The organism is Pseudomonas sp. dw_612 (assembly GCF_018449725.1).
Lineage (GTDB): Bacteria > Pseudomonadota > Gammaproteobacteria > Pseudomonadales > Pseudomonadaceae > Aquipseudomonas.
In genome coordinates, this window is the sequence record NZ_JAAVVC010000011.1 from 10,929 (window position 1) to 30,585 (window position 19,657).

Below are 19,657 nucleotides of genomic sequence, written 5' to 3' on the forward strand. Positions count from 1 at the left end.
ATGACCATTAAAAAAATCATTATTGTTCTGGGCATGCACCGCAGCGGAACCAGCGCCCTTACACGCGCACTCAGCACCATGGGTATCGGTTTGGGCGACACCTTGCACCCAGCCGGCGTAGACAACCCTACCGGCTTCTGGGAAGACCGAGACGTCATCAGCATTAATAACAAACTCTTAAGCCGATTGGGCTCTGCCTATGACAGGGTCGGCGTACTGGATGTTGATCTGAGTGATGACCCTATCGTTGAAGTGATTTATCAAGAAGCCAAGACGCTCATCGTCGAGAAAACGGCTGGCATCCTGATGTGGGGCATGAAAGATCCGCGGATACCGCGGCTATTGCCCTTCTGGCAGAAACTACTGACAGAGCTCGAATTCGACATTAGTTATGTCATCGCCCTGCGCAATCCATTAAATGTTGCCAACTCTTTAGCTCATCGCAATCAATTCGCCAGCCTGAAGTCCTATCTTCTGTGGCTGGAACATATGCTGCAGGCGGTTTCTTATACCACTTCGGAGAAACGGTTGGTTGTGGGTTACGATAACTTGCTGAGTAATCCTCGCCAGGAAATTCTTCGTATCTCGGCAGCGCTTGAGCTACCTGAGCCAATCGAAGATGAGATATCGACTTACATCAATGAATTTCTTGATCCAGGATTACGTCACGCCCAGCATTCCGAAAGCGAATTACTCAACGGACAGATTGAACCGAAGCTACTTGTCGAGGCTTATCAGCTGCTTAACGAGTGCGCGCTGGACAAGATCGCAATCAATAGTGAAGTATTTGAAGATTGCCTCAAGCCCATGCTGGCCGAACTCAGAGGCATGCTGCCGACGCTCGAACTCATCGCAAGCTCCGAGCGCACTGCAGAGGTAGAGAGCCAGAGAGTCCTGGACCTCAATGTGAAACTGCACTCAAGCGAAGAACATCTCCATGCCGCTTTAAAATCCCTGAACAATGCCAACCTGGAAAACATTTCCTTGAAGGCGCAGATCAATGCGCTAACCGTCGCGACTGAAACGACACACAGCGCCACGGCGGCAGAAACACACAACCTGATCGCGCAGATTCGAGGACTGGAGGCACTTTGTAATACTCTGAAATTCGAAGCGGAAAGATCAGCCCTTGATCAACAGTCCTTGCTCGCCGAAAAAGATGAAGCGATTGCGAACCTAAGCAGTAATTTATCGTTAACGCAGACGGTGCCAAGTGATGAACGGAGGTTCAACAACGATGCTGGCATTACTCAACTAACGGCTGAAAATACCCGCCTCAAATCAGAACTGGCGAAAGTAACACCCCAACTCCAAACACAAGCGATACATCTGGACACCTTGAAAGCCTCTGAATTGTTGTCTGCCAAGCAGATACAAGAGCTGGAGACCTCTTTAGCCACGGCCGAAGTCGAGCAGAAAAAACATCGTTTGTTCGAGGAAAACGCATTACGTGAACTCGAACTGAAGCAAACACATATTCAAGTCCTGTCCAACTCTTGGACACGGTTCTTCAACTCACGGACCTGGCGACTGATCAGCCTGCTAACCATTAAAAGAAGGCCACCGGCTGTGGTTCTTCATAATGGAGAACCTTTTGACGAGCACTATTACCTGAGGACTTACCCCGATGTGAAAGTAGCGGGTATACCGGCTGCCATTCACTATCTGTGTCATGGTCTTCAAGAAGGACGAGCCGGCTCTGCTAACTCAGAAAGCATAAAGCACGCCTCCGCATCGGAGCATCAGGTCGCCGACGCACCGCTCGCGCTGAGCGGTAATTTGATACATGACACAACATTACCGTTCAATGCCGATTTCTACCAAGCCATGTATCCCGACATCGTCAAGTCGGGAATCGATCCAGAATGGCACTTCCTGGAGCATGGGCGGGCTGAGGGCCGCCTCGGCCATGTTCCTACTATCGCGTTGAGTCGGCCAATCGAGTCGCTGCCTACGGATAAATCCACCATCCTTCTGATCAGCCATGAGGCTTCCAGAACGGGTGCTCCTATCCTCAGCCTGAATATCGTCCAGCATCTCACCTCGCAGTTCAACGTGGTGGTGTTGCTGTTCGGTGATGGCCCACTGGAAGAGTCTTTTATCTCATCCGGGGCGATAGTCGCCGGCCCCGTGGATCTTCGTCATAAACCGATAAATGCCGAATGGATAATGGGCCAATTCCTCGATAAGTATTCCTTTGAATTTGCAATCGTGAATAGTCTGGAATCTTATGTAGCGCTCAAACCGTTGGCTGATCGGTATATCCCTACAGTTAGTTTGATTCACGAATTCGCGGTGTACACCCGACCACGCACGGCCATTCAAAACGCAGTCTTGTGGGCCAGTCAAACCGTTTTTTCTGCGAGCGTTACACTCGAAAGCGCGGCACTCGTATTGCCCGAAATGACTCAGTGCGAACTTCCGGTCTTGTCGCAAGGAAAAAGCATTGTCCCTGCCGAAGCACATGACCCGGCTCATCTCGAAGCAGAGAAAGCAATGCTGCAAGCAGTGATGCGCCCGGACGGACCTGAAGACGATACGATCGTTATTCTGGGAGCCGGCTGGGTGCAGATCCGCAAGGGTGTAGACCTGTTTATTGAATGCGCGACCCGCGTTCTAAACTCACCGATAGGTCACAAATGCCGTTTTGTCTGGATTGGTAATAATTACAATCCAGAGCAAGACACTCATTACTCGGTGTATCTACATGATCAGATTCAGCGTGCAGGGATTACAGAGCGACTCACTATCATTTCGGAAACAGCTGCAATTGAGCATGTCTACGCCTTGAGCGACATGATGCTGCTGAGCTCCCGTCTGGATCCATTGCCCAACGTGGCTATTGACGCCATGGTAAGGGGCTTGCCAGTCCTGTGCTTCGACAAGACGACGGGGATTGCCGACATACTTAAACGCAATGGTCTTCAGGAAGAATGCGTCGCACCGTACCTGGACACCCATAGCATGGCCGACAAACTCATTCGATTGGCGTCGTCGCAAGAAGCTCGGGATCAGGTCGCAACGCAGGCCAAAGCTCTGGCTGCACGTGAATTCAATATGCCCCATTACGTCGAACAGTTACTCGCCCTTACAAAAGTAAACGCAGCTTTGTCCCGCCAGGAGCAGATTGACGTCGCTACGATCGAACAAGCCAGTGTCGTTGATCTTGGATACTACCCTCCGGCGAGCGTGCAATTAGCAGGGGCTACCGAGGCCATTCGCCGGTATGTTCGCTCTTGGGCACGCGGACTGTTGCGACGCAAGCTATTCCCGGGTTTCGATCCGGCCGTATATCACAGTATGAATGCCCTGGCGATTGGGGCTCAGGATCCGCTGGCACACTTTCTACGTTCCGGCCGCCCCGAAGGGCCATGGAACTGCCAGCACCTTTCATGGGAAGAGGACTACGCGACCTCGGCCAAGAGCAAATCTCTGATATTTATCAGCCTGCGCTCTTGCGACTTGATGGAAAAAATCATCACGCTACTGCCGAAAAACCCCGGCACCACCGATCTCGTCGTTCTTGTTCCGGACGAGTTAACCGCTCTTTCCATGAAGCAACATTTTCAGGAGCAGCCGTACTCTTCACTGAGTATATTGGTGACTGAAGACCGGCCATTACTCACAACACTGACCCATTTGGCGAACACGCCTTATCAGGATTATGACGCGATTGGTCATATCAACTTGAGTATCGATCCGCTCGACATAGATTTCAGTGATCGAGACACCTATCAACAGTACCTGATCGAAAACATGATAGGCGGCCGGTACAACGCGCTGAAAGTCATTGTTGGTCGCTTGAGCCGTACTTCATCGGATGTAGATCTGGGGATGATCTTCCCTGACGACCCGAACGTTCATGCCCTTGTTGACGATGCGGCAATCATTTCCACCCTTTGCGAATCGCTTGGGTTTGACGTTCCCACGTCACATCACCTTCCATTCCCCATGAATGGTTCGTTCTGGAGCTCGCCAGAAATTTGGGGCCGCTTCCTGACCGGTGACGGTGGCTGGAAATCGACGCTGAAGAGCCTGAAACTTTCTGCTTCGGACCAGGAAAACGTCCTTGCACGCCTGCTGGCTCAAGCCTGTCGTAGCCACGGTAAAAGCATCGCTACTACCGTAGTTCCCGGCATTACCTACTAACTTGAGTGCAGTCGATTTTTCATGAGCCAACCCAAGAAAAAACTATTACGCCGTGCCGCCGGTCGAATCAAACGGCTGGCGAGTCGCGTAATTAAAAATTTGTATGCGCGCATTTATGTTTTCATCAACCGTTCAACGATCCAGTTTGACCCGGATTTCTACCTCGCTCAATACCCGGATATTGAAGCAATGGGAGTGGATCCGTACCGCCATTATGTATTTCACGGCAGGCATGAAGGCCGCGTGGGGCAATCACCACAGTTGGAAAACGCCGGCGATATAGCTCTGCTCGACCCCTCGAAAGAAACAGTATTGGTGGTGAGCCACGAGGCATCGCGCACAGGGGCTCCAATTTTGAGCCTCAATCTCGTAATACGCCTGCAACAAAGATACAACGTGATTGCAATGGTGCTGGGTGAAGGGGAACTGCTGGACGATTTTAAAAAATCAGGTGCCATCGTAATCAATTCAAATGGGCTTCGCTCCAGCCCTGATCATGCTCGCGTGCTGATAGACAAACTCTGTCAATTGATAACAATCAAGTTCGCATTGATCAACAGCATTGAGTCACGCATTGTTTTGCCTGGATTGGCCATTAACTTCGTCCCGACCATCAGCCTCATTCACGAATTCGCCGCCTACATCCGGCCTAAAATAGCTTTCACCGATATGATGTTCTGGTCAACTGAGGTTGTTTTCTCTTCAACGGTGATTCATCAAAGTGCAACCAAAGAGTTCCCTTCTCTGGCGGAGCGTCCTGTGCACATCCTGCCGCAAGGGCGCTGTGAGGTAACATTCAAAGACACCGAAGAAGATAAATTATCGGATGAAAAAGAAAAACTGCATTCTGTGTTTAAACGCCTGAAGGGCAATAACAAGAAAATTGTCCTCGGAGCGGGAATGATCCAGCTCCGCAAAGGCGTAGATCTTTTTATTGACTGCGCACTAAGAGTACTGGAGCGCGGAGAAATAAATGACCTGCACTTTGTTTGGGTAGGGAAAGGCTATGACCCTGAGAACGACGTCCAATACTCAGCTTATTTATATGATCAGGTTCTGCGGGCGGGGCTTGAGAATCACATCACCTTCCTGCCGGAAACACCTGAAATTGATGTAGCGTACGAACATGCTACGGCTGTTTTGATTACATCTCGACTTGACCCTCTACCTAATGTCGCTATCGACGCGATGTGCCAAGGAATACCGGTTCTTTGCTTCGAGCGCACAACTGGAGTGGTCGACTTCTTGAATCAATGCGGATTAGGCGAAGCCTGCGTTGCTCGCTACCTGCACGTACCGGAACTGGCAGATAAGTTACTCGCCCTACTAAGTGCGCCTGAAGCCATAATCCGCATGAGCTCGATTTTGAAAGAGAACGCCGCGCACGTTTTCTCGATGGATACTTACGTTCGAGAACTTGAGTTGATCGCGGCATCGGCGGTGTCTCGTGCGGCGCAGGAAAAGCTGGATTCAATGACCATTAATGAGTCCAGCGTTTATAGAGAAGACTTTGTCGCCCACCATTTGAGGGGCGGCACTCGTTTTGAGACGGTGAGACTCTATGTCAGGGCCTGGGCCAGCGACGTGGGGAAACGCAAGCTATTTCCAGGCTTCCACCCGGGGGTTTTTGCCGATCTATATAGTAAACACGTCCAAACCCAGGATCCTCTGGCCAGCTACCTGCGACATGAGCAACCTTCTGGGCCCTGGCTACATGAGGTGATAACGCCAAACACCATCACCACCGCCCAGCCGGAGTTGGCAAAGATTGCACTTCATGTGCATGTTTACTACATCGATCTATTTGATCAGCTACTTGGATGCCTGAATAACAACAAGGCACACCCCGATCTCTTTCTGAGCGTACCCAATGAGCAGGTCAGGCATGACCTGCAAGCCAGTTGCCAACGGTATAAAGGGAAGGTAATTGCCATTGAGGTTGTACCGAACAAAGGAAGAGACATCGGTCCATTTCTCAGCGCATTCGATCAGCGCCACCTGACTGATTATGAAATTGTTGGTCACCTCCATACCAAGAAAACCAAAGACTACAAGGATCCTGAGGTCGGGCAGATCTGGTACAATTTTTTGTTGGAAAATCTGTTGGGTTCTTCGCACGCGATGGCCGATGTCATTCTGGCAAAAATGATTGACGACCCGCGAATCGGCCTGGTCTTTGCCGACGACCCCAACGTGGTTGGCTGGGATGCTAACCACCCCTATGCAGAACAGTTTTCTGGTAAGTTAGGCTTATCCTCGCTGCCCTCGAGCATCGTGTTCCCCATCGGTACGATGTTTTGGGCCCGCACTGAAAGTCTCAAGCCGTTTATCGCGCTAGGGTTGACGTGGGATGACTACCCCGAGGAACCGCTTCCTTATGACGGCAGTATCCTGCATGCACTGGAAAGGCTTTTCCCTACGGTGGTGCTATCCCAAGGTTACGAGATCTCCTTAACTAATATTCAGAACATCACGAGATAAAATGAAAATTTTAATTTTTGGCGGCGGCGGTTTTATTGGTTCTGCTATCGCGGATCGTCTCTTGGCCGATGGTCATGCGTTGCGTATCTTCGAGCGCCCAAGAGTCGAACCTTACCGAAAATTCTCCACTGGCGAGTCCGTTGAATGGATCACCGGCGACCTGATGAGCAATCACGATGTCAGCGAGGCGCTGGACGGCATGGATGCGGTATTGCATCTGGTCTCGACCACGCTGCCAAAGACATCTAACGATGACCCTATTTACGATGTGCAGAGTAATCTGGTTGCCACACTCCAGATACTGAATGCTATGGTCGCAAAGCGCGTGTCCCGGATCATTTTCATTTCCTCCGGTGGAACCGTGTATGGCCCACCAACCTATTTGCCGATCGACGAGCTTCATCCAACCGAACCACAGGTGTCCTATGGCATCACCAAGCTAGCGATCGAAAAGTTCCTGCTGATGTATCAGCACTTGCACGGTATCAACGCGACGGTATTACGAGTAACCAATCCTTATGGCGAACGGCAGCGCGTTGAAACCGCCCAAGGCGCGGTAGGCGTATTCCTGAGCCGGGCGCTGAAAGATGAATCCATCCAGATTTGGGGGGATGGCAGCGTGACCCGAGATTACATCTATGTTTCGGATGTCGCCGAAGCCTTTGCTTTATCACTGAAGTATGAAGGCCCTTACAGTGTATTCAACATCAGCTCTGGAACCGGTGTCAGCATTAATGAACTGATCGAACGGATCGAGACCGTGGTCGATGGAACCATTTCCAAAGAATATCTGCCAGGTCGTCCCTACGATGTCCCCGTAAGTGTTCTGGACAATGCACTGGCCGCCAGAGAGTTGAATTGGTCACCTAAAGTCGGTCTGGATGATGGGTTAAAATTAACCTCTACATGGATGAAGAGAACAATCGGAAAATGATGGACGCTTCCGGCATCAAAGTTTCGGTAGTCATTCCCACAAAAAATGGTGGGCGCCGATTCAAGTCAGTTTTGGATGCCGTTCTGGAGCAGCAGACTGAGTGGCCCTTCGAAGTCATTGTTATTGACTCCGGATCGAGTGATGAAACCCTGGCCATTGCCCGAGAAAATTCAACGGTCCGCATAATCAATGTCGAGCCTGCAGATTTCCAGCACGGGCGGACTCGTAACGTAGCGATCCAGAGCGCGAAAGGCGACTTTGTCGCCATGATTACCCAAGATGCTCAGCCAGTTGCAAACACTTGGCTGAGTACGTTAGTAACTGAAATCGAGGCTGATGAGCAGATTGCCGGCGTGTTTGGTAAACATATTGCCTACGATGACGCCTCTCTTTTTACCCGCGAGGAACTGGTGCAGCATTTCGCCGGCTTCGAATTGCAGCCCGTGGTCCAAATGACTGATCCGGAGCGATATCTTCGTGATGTCGGTTATCAGCAACACCTGTATTTTTTTTCCGACAACAATGCCTTGATTCGACGTTCCGTCTGGGAACGTTATCCTTATCCGGAAGTGGATTTCTCGGAAGATCAAGCTTGGGCTCGCGTCGTCATAGAAGCAGGCTTCAAGAAGGCCTACAGTCGCGATGCTGTCGTTTATCACTCTCACAATTACGGCCTTTGGGAACGATTTCAGCGTAGCTTCGATGAAAGCATGGCCCTCGACGACCTGTTTCATTATGACCAGCCCAAGGGAATTCTTGTTTTACTTAGAAACTGGATCGGCCTGACGCTGAGGGATCTCAAACTGATTCGCCAGCACGGTCCCAAGGAAAACTGGAAGTTGATATTGCCGGCGATAAGAATGCCTATCGATAATTTTATGCGGATATCGGGTGGCTGGCTGGGCGCTCAGGCGGGATTCGACTGCCCCGCATTGATATCGTTTTGCTCCCGAGACAAAAAACTTAAACGAGTGAAACGGTAGACGTGAATACTCATTTAATTGCAGCTCAAGTCAAGAAATCCGTGAACCACATCAGGCAGGAGGGCATTTCCTCCTTCTTTAATATATTGTTGCGTCGTTTCAAAGGGTCCCGCTCGCTGTTCGCCAAGCCTGATGTTATGCATACCTATCGGTTCTTAAAGTTCACACCCCAGATTCAACAACCGGACGATTCGCTGAATAACTCAGAGCAAACCATCAACTGGTATATCCCTCCGATTGGTAAAGGATCCGGGGGGCACCTGAATATATTCAGGTTTATGCAGCACTTGGAAAACCAAGGTTTCACCAATCGTGTGATCATTGTAGAAGACGACAGCAACCTTTCAGTCGCCAAAGTAAAGTCAACGATATTGGAATGGTTTAGTCTCGACAATGTCGACGTGTATTATATTAATGCACCCATCCCTTCTGCTGCTGTATCAATTGCAACTTCATGGCAAACCGCATATGCGGTGAACAACATCGGCGCAAAAACACATAAGTGCTATTTTGTTCAGGATTACGAGCCTTGGTTCTATCCTGCCGGAACAGAATACGCACTGGCAGAGCAGACCTATCGATTTGGTTTCCATGGGTTTACCGCTGGTAGTTGGCTATCCAGCCTGTTGGAAGAGCAGTTTGGCATGCAAGCCACTGCATTAGGTTTTTCCTACGACAGAGCGCTCTACAAACCTTGCTCCACTCCAGAGAGAGGAGCAGCCAAACGCGTCTTTTTTTACGTACGCCCACCCACGGCGAGACGCGCTTTTGACCTTGGCGTGATGGTACTGGCGGAGCTTGCCAAACGCATTCCAGACCTGACGGTCGTGATGGCAGGCTGGGATGTACACCATTACGCACTCCCTTTTGCCTGTGAACATGCCGGGCTGCAAAACCCCGACCAACTTGCTAAGCTATACAGCTCCTGCGACGCAGCGCTTGTATTGTCGATGACAAACCTGTCGCTTTTGCCACTTGAGATCATGGCGTGCGGTGTGCCCGTTGTCAGCAATCGCGCAGACTATACGGAATGGTTGCTCAACGATGACATCGCCATGTTGGCAGAACCCACAGTTGACGCATTGGCTGGCGCTCTGGAGAAGGTTCTGCTAGCTCCGGAATTGTCACTACGGATCCGGGAGAATGCCTTTGCTTTCGCGGCATCAGCCTCCTGGGCTACCGAAGGAGACAAAATGGCTCGAAGGCTTCAGTATATTTTATCGGGCCCCTTGTCTTCCAGTGAGCCCCAAGGCCTACAGAAATGATTAAAAAAATGAGATTGATGACTTAGTATGATGATCATAGAAGATAAATACATAAAGTTGTCTATCGTCGTGCCCGTCTACCGAAGCGCTACTATTTTACCGACGCTGGTGCAGCAGACACAGGAAGCGATGACTAAAGAGGGGCTATCAGGTTCGTTCGAATTAATTTTCGTAAATGATGCCGGCCCCGATAACAGCTGGGAAGTCATTCAGACTCTGGCTGAAACGCATGATTTTATCCGCGGTATCAACCTGCGAAAAAATGCTGGCCAGCACAATGCAATCATGGCTGGACTGAATCACGTTCGCGGGCAGTTTGTCGCAATCATGGATGACGACCTCCAACATCCTCCCAGCGCTCTCGGAGAGATGGTGCGAGCACTCGAAGGCGGCTATGACGTCTGCTACACCCGCTACTTGAATCGACAGCATGCCTGGTGGAAAAAGGCTGGCAGCCGCTTCAATGATTATGTTGCCTCGCTTCTGCTGGACAAACCCAAGGGCTTGTACCTTTCCTCATTCAAGGCTATGCGACGAGAAATCGTGAAAGATGTCATCAAGTATGACGGCCCTTATGCCTATATCGATGGCCTGATTCTGGACGTCACTCAGTCCATTACGGCCATCGATATCGTCCACCTTGCGCGCTACGAAGGTGAAAGCAACTATAACCTTCGTCGTCTTTTTTCGCTGTGGCTAAAAATGGCTACCAGCTTTTCGATTTTGCCTTTGCGGATTGCTACTTACCTGGGATTTACCCTGGCAGCACTCAGCCTGATTACGGGTACATTCGTTATAGCGGCAAAAATATTACACCCCGAGTATCCGCCAGGGTGGGCATCACTGATCGCTGTCATGTTATTTATTGGCGGGATTCAGACTTTATGCATAGGCATGGTGGGGGAATACCTCGGCCGTACTTATTTGAAATTAAACTGCAAACAGCAGTTCATTATCGGCAGCACTACATGGCAAGGAACGGGATTACATGAACAAACCCGAGTTTGATAAGTTCGCTGATGAGTACAACCAGGTTCTGGGTGATACCATCCCCGACGCATTGAATGAAGATGCCTACTTTGCCGAATACAAAATTGCATTGATGGCCTCACGCCTGAAAGGGAAAAAAATCACCCGCATCCTTGACTTTGGTTGCGGTGCCGGCAGAAGCCTGGCTTTTCTGAAAATCTATTTCCCAGACAGCGAAATATGGGGCTACGACGTCTCTCCAGAGTCGTTGAAAGTAGCCTCGACTCAATTGCCGGAAGCCACCCTATTCTCTGACTGGTCAACCTTGGGGGAAGTACGGTTTGACGCCATTATCGCCGCCAATGTCTTCCATCACATTCCAGTCACCGAGCGCCTGCCTGCCCTGATACTGTGTCGGAAATCATTAAGTGCCGAAGGGCAAATGTTCATGTTTGAACACAACCCGTACAACCCGTTGACACGCTGGATTTTTGAACGATGCCCGTTTGACGCCGACGCCGAAATGCTGAGCCTCAGTACTGGTCTCGATTTGGCGCATAAAGCGGGTTACGCCTCAGAGCAACATGCCTACACCTTGTTTTTTCCGAAGCAACTGGCCTTCTTGCGTAAACTTGAACCCTGGCTCAAACGCTTGCCATTAGGAGCTCAGTATTATGTCCAGATGGCGGGCTGAGTCGAGCTATCTCGGACGTTACATTGGAAGTGGTGCATTTAACACACTAGTGGGCTTTGCCGTCATATTCCTGGCAATGTGGGCGGGTTTTTCGCCCTCAGCCGCCAATATTTCTGGCTATGCTGCAGGTTTTATATTGGGCTTCGTATTGTCCAAAAAAATCGTGTTCCGAAGTAATGGTAGCTTCGTAAAAGAAAGTGTTCGTTACCTAGTCGCATTTCTCGCTGCCTTTACTTTAAATTTTATTGTCCTGCACCTCGCGCTGGATAAGCTCGGGTTAGCGGCGATAGCAGCCCAAATTGTTGCTGCGTTCGTCTACACCTTCGCAATGTACGTTTTGACGCGATTCTATGTATTTTCGCCCGCACTTGAGTCCAAAAGTACTCGTCAATAAACGAACTGATCGATCGTCATGGAGCGGTATTACGGCGGCTCCTTGAATGTCAACTTGTACGCAAAAACAAGATAATGGAATACCATAATGCTCAGTAAAACATCTCTGATGATATCCGCAGTGATTGGAGCTTTGATCCTGGGGCCAGTGTCGGTCACGTTCTACCAAGCGCTGGCCTCGTTGCCTCATGGCATACGACTGCTCAGTACCGGTGTCGTCATCAGCATTTTTATGCTGGCATTTATACTGATCCGCCAGCCGTTCCAAAGAATTGGCACTATCAAGTACTGGCTGTTAGGTGCGACGTTAGTTTTGGGAGTATGCCTATACACATCCTCTCAAATTGAAGTTCAGTCCGCTGACACTGCTCTGGCGCACTATTCGGACGGCAAGCAAACTGACGACGAAAAACCTGCAAGCCTGAGCGCTTGGGGCCGCACTGTCGGTGGCTACTACATGCACCCTGCCTACGGGACTGCGGTCGTGCTGAACACGCTGGAGGCCAAATTCCATACACATCCCGGAAAGGTCCGACTTTTATTCGCCAAACCAACACATGCTTTATTCCAACCCGACGGGACACCCACTGACAGCGATGGTATTTCCGTCGAACTGAATGCTTTTGACGCAAAGGGTAACCTTGGTTATTCGAAAAACTTTTTGATCTCCCAGGAAAGCTTCCTGAAAAACAAGTGGATTGAGAAAGTCGTAAGCATGGATGGCGGTGTTGCTTCAGTGAAAGTCACGCTCGGGTGGGGACCGCCCGGAAGTACACCTAATTTCGACTCCACCATTGTAGGATTTCAGGTCTGGAACTGGCACACCTTTGCCGATCAGATCGGAAAACTGATGCTTGTGTGCATCGGTTTCTTTGTGGTCGGCCTGTTTCTTGTTCTGAATCTAGAGTTTTCCGCAAAAGGCTCAACAACTTTTCCCAGAATACTGTGGCCACGAAACGCCCTGTATTGCAGCCTTATATTCGCTGGTTTGATGCTAATAGCATATTGGTCGGAAAGCCGAACGTCATACGTATTTTTTTGGGATTTTCGTAATTACTGGGAAAAAACAGAAACCCTTTACGAACTCTTTAAGGCCGCCTCTTGGACACAAGCAATAAGTGCATTCTCATCCAGTTACGCCACAGACTATTCGATGCTACCGTCGATTCTACCAAGCCTGCTGAGCCTGATTACAGGATATCCGACGCGACTAAACTATTCGCTCACCATTACGTTACTGTACGCTGTTCCGGCATATCTCATGGTGGCGTACCTCGCAAAAAGATTGATTGATGGGCCCTCCCTCACAGCTGCAAATCCGGTGCGTAATGGATGGATCCTGGCAAGCCTTCCAATTTTCTTCGGTCTGCCAATTTACTTCGAAACTACGCTCTACCTAATGCCAGATATCGGCGGCGTCATCCTGTTTGTAGGCTCCTTATTGAGCGCCTCGACTCTTTTGGATGCGATCAGATCTAAAGAGGATGAAACGCAACCTTGGGAAATATCCAAGGCACTTTTGCGAGCCAGTGTTAGCCTCGGCGTACTCTTCAGCGTCATGTTCGTTTTCCGGCGCTGGTATGTATTTGCTGCCGCAGGCATAGCCTGCTCGCTATTCATCCTAGTAATGATTGAGATTCTGCGCGCTAAACAATCTCGGGTACAGGTGGTGATTCGTGCCATCAATGCCGCAGTATTGATGGCTGCATCAGCGTTACCATTATTGTGCTGGGTGATATTCGTCTGGTCACGAGATTTTGGGCAGCATGACTATTCCACCTTGTACGCTTCATATAAGCACTCACTGGCCGAAGACATACATTCATTCGGCGTTCTATTTGGTGTTGTCGCTCCTTTTCTGTGCATTATAGGAGGCGTACTGCTTTTGCGTCTTGGCAAGGAAAGACGATTGCTTTTTCTTCTAACCGTCTCGACCTTTGTTGCCTGCGCATTGTTTCTCCATGTTCAAAGCCCGGGCCGCCATCATTTTTTCCTTCTTATGCCCTTGCTTGGAGCTTATTTGGCGGGACTAACCATTCTCACAGCCCGACGTTTTGGCTTCTTCCCTGCGGCGAGCCTTACTATGCTTCTGATCATGGGCGGTGCAGTAACAACAATTACTATGAGCAATAAGACAGATGCTAATGCTTTTGGCAATTACGATGGCTGGAAACCGCAATACCAACCATATGCTGAAGGCTTTAGCAAGTTATCTCATTGGCTTGCAAAGCCAGAAAATGTAGAAAAAAAGTTTTGCCTGATTGCCTCTAGTGCCGCGATAAATCAAGGTATTTTTAGCGAGCTTTGGCAGATCGAACCAAGTATTGCAAAGCATGGATATGATAAGAGACTCATTCAATTGGGTCAGGTAGATAGCGTCAATGGCCCCCCTGCACCTACTATCAGGCAGTGTGAAATTTTTGTGGTCGGAGCTCCCTTCCAGACTCACATGACTGCCGGCCAGCAATCCACATTAGAAATCGTTCAAAAAGACATGATCACTGGAACTGGTATTGGTGCAGCTGTAAACCCAACCCCCGAAATATTCCCAATGGGCGACGGTATAGAAATGCGCGCATACCAAACCGTACGAGACATCACCGACGAAGAGTACGCTGACTTGGTGAAGCGCTTTCTGGATGGCAAGGGGTCTGGTTATATCAACCCTGCGGCTAACCTTTAAGCGGGCACTGGCGCCCTAACGCAAAAAGCCCCTACCTGTAGAATGGTTAGGGGCTTTTGCATTCAGTCAGAAAAAACGTCTAGATCAAATCGGGTTCACCGGCATGAAGCTTTTAACAACTTCAATAGCCAACGCCCGAGCGTGCTGACGAAGTTCGGGAACCGCAGTGGCCTCCCACAACTCCGCCTTGAGCATTGGACCTACATAACTCAACCAATCCAGACTTTTCCCGGAGCGATCGACAACCGCGTAATCTTTATCGACCTTGATTCCAAGGTTCAAGGCATCAGCGCAGATCATCGCTTCTTTCGACAAGTACGAAATGAACGTATCGCTGATTTTATCAATATCGGTGCATGGGCCAGTGCAATTGATCACCTGATCAAATTGGCCTTCAATCACCTGATCCGTACCGCGCTTCTTGATTTGCACCGAAATGCATGTTCCCTCAACAGAAGTTGAGAGAATTCGTCCAGCAATCGAGCTTACGCTGGAAGCAGCCAACGCCTCCTGATAAATACGGAAAGTCTGCGGCGCCACTCGATGCCGATAGACATCCCAGTGAGGCTGCACGTGGCGTAAAAAGCGTTTGCGCTCATCAAGCGGCAAACGTGCCCACAGTTCGGACGTAATAGGCCTGAGCGCCGCCACGACCTCGCGCCAGTGTTCCGGAGATCGGGCCACTTCCCGGCGAACCAGCCTTACATACGAGGAAGCCAACGAAGAAGCAGCCAGCAACTGCGCACAAATAGTTGTAGAGAAACCTGGAGCTGGCATCCGCTCGCGGTGAGCCGTCGGTGATAGTCCTCGACGGGAAAGCATTGTTACATTGGCGGTAGGATATGAGTGACGCAGCGAGATCAGGGTATCGACCGCAGTCAAACCACTGCCGACAAGAAGAACTCGTGGCGCTCTACCTGAACTGACCTGCTCCCCCGGAGACCAGGGATCTTCCGTATAAGCTGGGCAGCTATCAAGCGGTTGTAATCCTTGAGGTCTGACAGGAGGGAAATTACCAAACGCCAGCACCACGTGATCCGCAACGATACGCTCACCAGAGCCCATCTCGATGACCGCTCCCGAGCCGCCAGGCTGGATCGACAGGACTTCTCCTACGATACGTGAGCACTTTACGCCGGATTGCATTTCGGCCTGGTTTAGCAGATCACTCAGGTAAGCACCGTACATCTTGCGCGAAACGAAACTGCCTGAATGAGTTTCAGGATCAGTCTTTTGGCAAAAGGTGAGGAATGAGTCAGGCAGATCAACCAGGGCAGACATGTTACCCGCCGGCACGTTCAGCAAATGATGCGGGCTGTTTGTGCCATACGCCAAGCCACGCGCCATCTTTCCCGATCTATTGATGATAGTAAGATGAGCCCCTTCAGGCGCACGATTGAGAAACTCGATCGCTGTTACTGCACCACTAAAACCTGCGCCAATGATGACTAGCCGTTTCACTTTGCATTCCATTGTTCTAAATAGGCCATGACGACATCCACGCCATCCTCTATTGAGTGGCTCAGCGTATCGATTGTTATCTGCGCAGAAGTGGGCGGTTCATAGGGAGAATCAATACCCGTGAAGTTTTTGATCAACCCTTGTCTCGCTTTACTGTAAAGGCCCTTGGGATCACGTCGCTCACACTCGCTGAGTGGTGTATCAACGTAGACTTCAATAAAGGACCGCTCTCCGATCACGCTGCGTGCAAGTGCACGATCACGGTGAAATGGAGAGATGAAAGAAGTGATGACGATAAGCCCCGCGTCTAAAAACAGATTAGCGACCTCAGCGACTCGTCTTATGTTTTCTTCGCGATCAAGATCCCCGAAGCCAAGATCCTTACATAACCCCATCCGGACATTGTCACCGTCCAGCAAATATGTGTGGCAGCCCTTGGCCACAAGTCGTTGCTCAAGCGCGTCGGCAAGAGAGGATTTTCCCGAACCACTGAGGCCGGTCAGCCAGATCACCACGGGACGTTGGTTTTTTTGCTCGCCACGTACGCGACCGGTCGTCGAGATACGCTGGGAGGTGAGATTATTCTGCATGATTTCTCGTCATTTAGTGTTTGGACCATTAGCGAGTGGCCTACCACGGCAACTGGTAAAGCGCTAAAGGCCCGCGCCGAAATTTTAGACCAGCCTGGCCGGCCCTAACTATGCGATTTTGGACGTGCCCGCCTTCATCAGGACCGCCAGGATAACCAAAGGAACAAAGGCGATGAGCAGCCCCACGATTACGCTCAAATGATTCAGTGCCACCAAAACTGAAACGGGAAGCAAAAACACAACATTAATGGCTACGACCGTCAACGTGACATTTTTGTGTCCGGCGCGACGCGCTGCATGTTGATAACCGTGGCTGCTATGGGCCTGATACACCTTATCACCACGGACTAACCGGCAACCCAGCGTCCACGTCGCATCTACAATGAACACACCTAACAGAATGATCCAGCTCCAAAGTAATTCAGGTCTATGCCAGGCCGCTTGCATGGCAAACACCCCAATGATGAGCCCAAGGAAACCACTTCCGGCATCGCCCATGAAAATTCGCGCCGAAGGGAAATTCCACAAAATGAAACCAGCCACGGCAGCTACCAGCACAAGTGGCGCCCAAATCAGATCGGTGTCTGCGCTAAGCCAATACACCAGACACATACCCAGGCAACTACTGATTGCTTCAGCACTGGCCAGGCCATCAATGCCATCCATGAAGTTATAAAGATTCAGCATCCAGACCAGATATACCAGCGCCAGCAGATGACCAAACCATCCCAGATCAATTGTTGTGTCGAATAATTTAATAGGCGCCAGGCCGTTCAACCAGAACAGAGCCCAGACTGCGGCGATAAAGTGCCCGAGTAAACGCCATCTGGCGGGAATATGCCCATGGTCGTCGGCGAATCCGATAACCGCAACAAGCACTCCCGAACCCAGCAACCCATACAACGCCGTAGCCTCAAGCAGATCCAGCTTCGCCAAAACGGGCAACGCAAGGAGAAAGCAGACAACTATGGCGACCCCTCCCCCACGCGGAGTCGGCACTGAATGGGCACTGCGCTCATTTGGAATGTCCATCAAGGTCTTGTACAACGCATATCGGCGCAAACCGAGCGTCAATACCCAGGAAAAAGCGAACACCACGAACAGCAGCCACCAAGCAGTCATTTCGTTTGCGTTTCCTGATAGTGGCCGGCGATCTGTCGCATAGCCTTTTCCATGGTTGTGGGTGGAATCCACCCCAGTAACTCGCGGCTTTTACTGATATCAACTTGCAGCGAGCCACATACTCGTTGCGCAACAGCCCGCTTACCCAGAACCAAGGCCGCCAGTTTCAGTAGATATTCAGGTACAGGCAAGAGGCGAGCAGGTTTGCCGAGTGCCCTGGACAGCCGACGCAGTAATTGAGTAGTGGAGACATCCTCGCCGTCGCTAACCAGAAAGGTCTGGTTAGCCGCAGCGGGATGATCAATACAGGTAACGATAAGACTCACCAGGTTTTCGATGGCGACCAGGCTTCGCTGATTTCGAATGGACCCAAAGGGTAGCGGAACCCCCTTATCTAGCCACTTCAGCATGCTCAAAAAGTTGGCTTTCACCCCAGGACCGTAGACCAGCGGAGGACGAATGATGACCACGGTCATACCGGTATCACGGCCCAACTGCGCCAGAGCCTGTTCTGCCTCGTATTTTGATACGCCATACGGATCCATTGGATTTGGCCGGTCATCCGCATTGAATGGCTTACCCAGAACAGTGCTTTCGCCATTGACCTTGATCGAGCTGATGAAAATAAAACGCTGGACGCCTGACTCCGCAGCGCGCCGCGCCAGTTGGAGGGTCCCCTCCACATTCACCTTGCGAAACTCCGACAAGGCATCCTCGGCACTGTCATTCATGACATGTACCCGGGCTGCGGCATGAACAACAACTTGAACGCCAACAAGTGAAGGCATTGCTTGAACATGATTCAGATCGAACGGCAGCACTGGGCATAACCCGTGCAGTCTCGTGCTACCACGCACAGCGGCAATCGGAACAAACTTGCGGTCCACCAACAGCCTGAAAACCAGGGCTTCTCCAACAAAACCACTTGCCCCCGTTATTAATACTTTCGGGGCGGTCATTTAGCTTTCTTCCCTATCAAAGCGCTGGCCCAGCAAATACAAAAAAAGAACACCTTGTCCCTCACTCGCCGCCGACAACGCCAGGCACTGAATGAAAGCCTCATCAGTTGTCTGCGACGCAATGCCATCCAGCTTTGCACAAACGGATCAGACCCCAGCCCTGTCAAGACTGCAATCATCTGCACCTGGTTGAACCACCATCCATCGTGGATCGTTTTGTAGCGGGCAATAAGCGGGCTCAAGCCTTTGTTGGCGCCTACCTGATTACGTTCGTGTTGGCGGTAGTCCATCGAGGGTATCGGGTCGATATACCAACGGTAGCCGTGGCTGCGGGCGAAAGCGTAGCAATACCAGTCATGCAGGCTGACTTCTTGCAGTGGCTGCCAATTAGCGAGCATCGAAGCCTTCAGCTTATCCACAAGGCCGTTGCTCATCACATAGGTGCAGCCTGGCCCCGCAGCTTCGAACAGAAAATCCCAATCGACCTGAGACTGTGCCTTGTCCAGAAGATGAGTACAGCCATCAGCCCAAAACGCCGTAACGTTGCTTGAGTAGGCGTCTACCTGGCGGGTTTGAATCGCATGGGTCGCGCGCTGTAGTTTATCCGGGCGCCAAACATCGTCCTGATCGGAGAAGGCAACGAAATCATAAGCGTCGAGGTCGACATCGCGAAGCAACCTGAAGAAGTTGCGAGAAGCGCCGCCGAAGGTACCAGCAGCGGGTAGAGCAATAACAGCGGGATGCTGATCGGCATATGCCGCACACCAACCCTCAGTGCCATCGGTGGAGGGGTCAATACTGATATAAACGGTTACTTCAACACCTGACTGGACGAGGATCGAATTCAACTGCTCCTCGATCCATCGCATGCCATTGTAGGCAGCCAGTAAAACCGCAACCTTGGGATGTTTTACTGGCATGCCATTCCTGCTTATACCAATTGAACGCTACTGATTAAAAGAATGGGTCTTTCC

General features: G+C 50.7%; 14 protein-coding genes. 9 read left to right on the plus strand and 5 right to left on the minus strand.

Annotated features, from left to right (window positions below; all coding sequences use genetic code 11):
• The 9 genes from HB680_RS17695 to HB680_RS17735 all read left to right on the plus strand — a co-directional run bounded on the left by HB680_RS17695 (position 1) and on the right by HB680_RS17735 (position 14,551).
• A complete protein-coding gene (locus tag HB680_RS17695; RefSeq protein WP_213939881.1) occupies positions 1–4,149 on the plus strand; it encodes a glycosyltransferase in 4,149 nt (1,382 codons plus the stop codon).
• A gap of 21 nt (positions 4,150–4,170) precedes the next feature.
• Entirely contained in the window at positions 4,171–6,630 is a 2,460-nt protein-coding gene (locus tag HB680_RS17700; protein WP_213939882.1) for a rhamnan synthesis F family protein, read from the plus strand.
• 1 nt (position 6,631) lies between these two features.
• Complete coding sequence (locus HB680_RS17705; RefSeq protein ID WP_213939883.1) at positions 6,632–7,564, plus strand: NAD-dependent epimerase/dehydratase family protein; 933 nt, start codon at positions 6,632–6,634, stop codon at positions 7,562–7,564.
• Positions 7,537–8,547, plus strand: coding sequence for a glycosyltransferase family A protein (locus HB680_RS17710; protein ID WP_256735575.1), 1,011 nt, complete (start codon positions 7,537–7,539; stop codon positions 8,545–8,547). The genes HB680_RS17705 and HB680_RS17710 overlap by 28 nt, the downstream gene beginning before the upstream one ends.
• Before the next feature lie 2 nt (positions 8,548–8,549).
• A complete protein-coding gene (locus HB680_RS33100; RefSeq protein WP_213939884.1) occupies positions 8,550–9,812 on the plus strand; it encodes a glycosyltransferase in 1,263 nt (420 codons plus the stop codon).
• Positions 9,813–9,839: 27 nt separating this feature from the next.
• Positions 9,840–10,820: a glycosyltransferase family 2 protein gene (locus HB680_RS17720; RefSeq protein WP_213939885.1), complete on the plus strand. Its 981-nt coding sequence runs from the start codon at positions 9,840–9,842 to the stop codon at positions 10,818–10,820.
• On the plus strand, positions 10,801–11,475 hold the full coding sequence (locus HB680_RS17725) for a class I SAM-dependent methyltransferase (protein ID WP_213939886.1): 675 nt from the start codon (positions 10,801–10,803) through the stop codon (positions 11,473–11,475). The genes HB680_RS17720 and HB680_RS17725 overlap by 20 nt, the downstream gene beginning before the upstream one ends.
• The gene (locus tag HB680_RS17730; protein WP_213939887.1) at positions 11,456–11,869 is read left to right on the plus strand and encodes a GtrA family protein; all 414 of its coding nucleotides are present in this window, start codon (positions 11,456–11,458) and stop codon (positions 11,867–11,869) included. Before HB680_RS17725 ends, HB680_RS17730 begins: the two co-directional genes overlap by 20 nt.
• 87 nt (positions 11,870–11,956) lie before the next feature.
• Positions 11,957–14,551 (plus strand): hypothetical protein, encoded by a 2,595-nt coding sequence (locus HB680_RS17735; protein WP_213939888.1) that lies wholly within the window; start codon positions 11,957–11,959, stop codon positions 14,549–14,551.
• An 84-nt stretch (positions 14,552–14,635) separates the two neighbouring features.
• Here HB680_RS17735 and HB680_RS17740 read toward each other — a convergent pair whose 3' ends face one another.
• The 5 genes from HB680_RS17740 to HB680_RS17760 form a co-directional block, all read right to left on the minus strand.
• Positions 14,636–16,012, minus strand: a complete 1,377-nt coding sequence (locus HB680_RS17740; protein ID WP_213939889.1) for an FAD/NAD(P)-binding protein — start codon at positions 16,010–16,012, stop codon at positions 14,636–14,638.
• On the minus strand, positions 16,009–16,602 hold the full coding sequence (gene cysC, locus HB680_RS17745; RefSeq protein ID WP_213939890.1) for an adenylyl-sulfate kinase: 594 nt from the start codon (positions 16,600–16,602) through the stop codon (positions 16,009–16,011). Before cysC ends, HB680_RS17740 begins: the two co-directional genes overlap by 4 nt.
• Positions 16,603–16,710: 108 nt before the next feature.
• Entirely contained in the window at positions 16,711–17,724 is a 1,014-nt protein-coding gene (locus HB680_RS17750; RefSeq protein WP_213939891.1) for a glycosyltransferase family 4 protein, read from the minus strand.
• Positions 17,721–18,683 carry an SDR family oxidoreductase gene (locus HB680_RS17755; protein ID WP_213939892.1) on the minus strand — a complete coding sequence of 321 codons (963 nt, stop codon included), beginning with the start codon at positions 18,681–18,683 and terminating at the stop codon, positions 17,721–17,723. The genes HB680_RS17750 and HB680_RS17755 overlap by 4 nt, the downstream gene beginning before the upstream one ends.
• Positions 18,680–19,603 carry a glycosyltransferase gene (locus HB680_RS17760; RefSeq protein WP_213939893.1) on the minus strand — a complete coding sequence of 308 codons (924 nt, stop codon included), beginning with the start codon at positions 19,601–19,603 and terminating at the stop codon, positions 18,680–18,682. The genes HB680_RS17755 and HB680_RS17760 overlap by 4 nt, the downstream gene beginning before the upstream one ends.
• Positions 19,604–19,657 lie beyond the last annotated feature (54 nt).

Bases quoted from the DNA above. Each gene is read 5' to 3' on its own strand.
- HB680_RS17755 (WP_213939892.1), bottom strand. From the start codon at position 18,683: ATGACCGCCCCGAAAGTATTAATAACGGGGGCAAGTGGTTTTGTTGGA.
- HB680_RS17760 (WP_213939893.1), bottom strand. From the start codon at position 19,603: ATGCCAGTAAAACATCCCAAGGTTGCGGTTTTACTGGCTGCCTACAAT.
- HB680_RS17735 (WP_213939888.1), top strand. From the start codon at position 11,957: ATGCTCAGTAAAACATCTCTGATGATATCCGCAGTGATTGGAGCTTTG.
- HB680_RS17750 (WP_213939891.1), bottom strand. From the start codon at position 17,724: ATGACTGCTTGGTGGCTGCTGTTCGTGGTGTTCGCTTTTTCCTGGGTA.
- HB680_RS17695 (WP_213939881.1), top strand. From the start codon at position 1: ATGACCATTAAAAAAATCATTATTGTTCTGGGCATGCACCGCAGCGGA.
- HB680_RS17705 (WP_213939883.1), top strand. From the start codon at position 6,632: ATGAAAATTTTAATTTTTGGCGGCGGCGGTTTTATTGGTTCTGCTATC.
- HB680_RS17710 (WP_256735575.1), top strand. From the start codon at position 7,537: ATGGATGAAGAGAACAATCGGAAAATGATGGACGCTTCCGGCATCAAA.
- HB680_RS17720 (WP_213939885.1), top strand. From the start codon at position 9,840: ATGATGATCATAGAAGATAAATACATAAAGTTGTCTATCGTCGTGCCC.
- cysC (WP_213939890.1), bottom strand. From the start codon at position 16,602: ATGCAGAATAATCTCACCTCCCAGCGTATCTCGACGACCGGTCGCGTA.
- HB680_RS17725 (WP_213939886.1), top strand. From the start codon at position 10,801: ATGAACAAACCCGAGTTTGATAAGTTCGCTGATGAGTACAACCAGGTT.
- HB680_RS17700 (WP_213939882.1), top strand. From the start codon at position 4,171: ATGAGCCAACCCAAGAAAAAACTATTACGCCGTGCCGCCGGTCGAATC.
- HB680_RS17730 (WP_213939887.1), top strand. From the start codon at position 11,456: ATGTCCAGATGGCGGGCTGAGTCGAGCTATCTCGGACGTTACATTGGA.